Consider the following 1371-nt stretch of genomic DNA (forward strand, 5'->3'; position numbering starts at 1 on the left):
ATCCTCGAAAACTATCAGAATGAAGACGGCTCCATCACCGTGCCGGAAGCCCTGCGCAACTATATGGGCGGCCTTGAGGTAATTTCGGCATGAGAATTCTTCTGACGAATGATGACGGCATCAACGCGCCGGGCCTTGCGGTGCTGGAAGACATTGCGCGGGAAATTTCCGACGATGTCTGGATCGCTGCGCCGGAAGAGGAACAGTCCGGCAAGGGCCGCGCCATTTCGCTGACCCATCCGGTCCGCACGCGCGAAGTGGGCGACAAGGCCTGGGCCGTGGCGGGCACGCCGTCCGACTGCGTGCTGCTGGCGACGCACAATCTGATGCCAGAGAAGCCGGACCTTGTGCTGTCCGGCGTCAATCGCGGCCAGAACATTGCCGAGGATACGAGCTTCTCCGGAACGATCGCCGCGGCGCTGTTCGGCATGCAGCTCGGCATTCCGTCCATCGCCCTCAGCCAGTCGCAGAGCTTCCGCGAGCGCGGCTCCCTGCCTTGGGACACCGCCCGGGCCTGGGGCAGCAAGGCGATCAAGCCGCTGATCGAGCATGGTTGGCCTGGCGATGCGGTGATGAATGTGAACTTCCCGGATGTTGAGCCCGATGAGGTTAAGGGCATCCAGATCACCCGTCAGGGCTTTCGCGACGAATCGATCATCCATACCGACCGCCGCGAAGACCTGCGCGGCAATGATTATTACTGGATCGGGTACAAGGGCAAACTCTCCAAACCGGATGCTGGCACCGATTTGCGGGCGATCTATGATGGCTATGTCTCCATCTCCCCGCTTCATGTGGACTTGACGCATGAAGTATTCCTCCGGACGCTGCGGGAGCTATGGAAGACCTGATCACCGATCCATTCCGTGCCGCCCGACTTGTCCTGCGCTTGCGTCAGGAGGGGGTCACGGATGATGGCGTGCTGAGAGCGATGGAAACGGTCGACCGGGGAGCCTTTGTCGATGATCCCGCCCTGAAAGACCTTGCCTTTGCTGACTGCGTGGTGCCCATCCCGTGCGGCCAGACAATCCCGCGCCCGGCGGCGACCGGGCAATTGCTTCAGGCGCTGGGCCTCGGCCGCGAGCGCAAGGCGCGTCTTCTGGTGATTGGCATGGGGTCTGGATATATCGCCGCATTGGCCGGTCAGCTTGCCGCGGATGTGTTTGGCGTCGAGCGGTACAACAAGCTGACCGATCATGCGCGCCAACGGATTGTGAGCCTTGGCCTCGACAATCTTGCGGTGCGCTACGGCGCTGGCCTGCTCGGCTGGGCTGAACGCGGGCCATATGACCGCGTCCTCATCACGGGGCTAGTGGATGCGATCCCCCAGGCTCTGTTCGACCAGCTCAAGCCCGGCGGATTGGTGATCAC

2 protein-coding genes are annotated in these 1371 nt (G+C 62.1%); both read left to right on the forward strand.

Features of this window, described 5'->3' with window-relative positions:
• The first annotated feature begins 89 nt into the window (after window positions 1–89).
• A complete protein-coding gene (gene surE, locus B4F73_RS07065; protein WP_206990793.1) occupies window positions 90–851 on the forward strand; it encodes a 5'/3'-nucleotidase SurE in 762 nt (253 codons plus the stop codon).
• The coding region (locus B4F73_RS07070; RefSeq protein WP_290482854.1) for a protein-L-isoaspartate O-methyltransferase family protein at window positions 839–1371 on the forward strand (533 nt) is incomplete at its 3' end. The genes surE and B4F73_RS07070, both read left to right, overlap by 13 nt.

The sequence above is a fragment of the Hyphomonas sp. UBA3601 genome (assembly GCF_002375605.1).
In the GTDB taxonomy this organism is placed as follows: Bacteria; Pseudomonadota; Alphaproteobacteria; order Caulobacterales; family Hyphomonadaceae; genus Hyphomonas.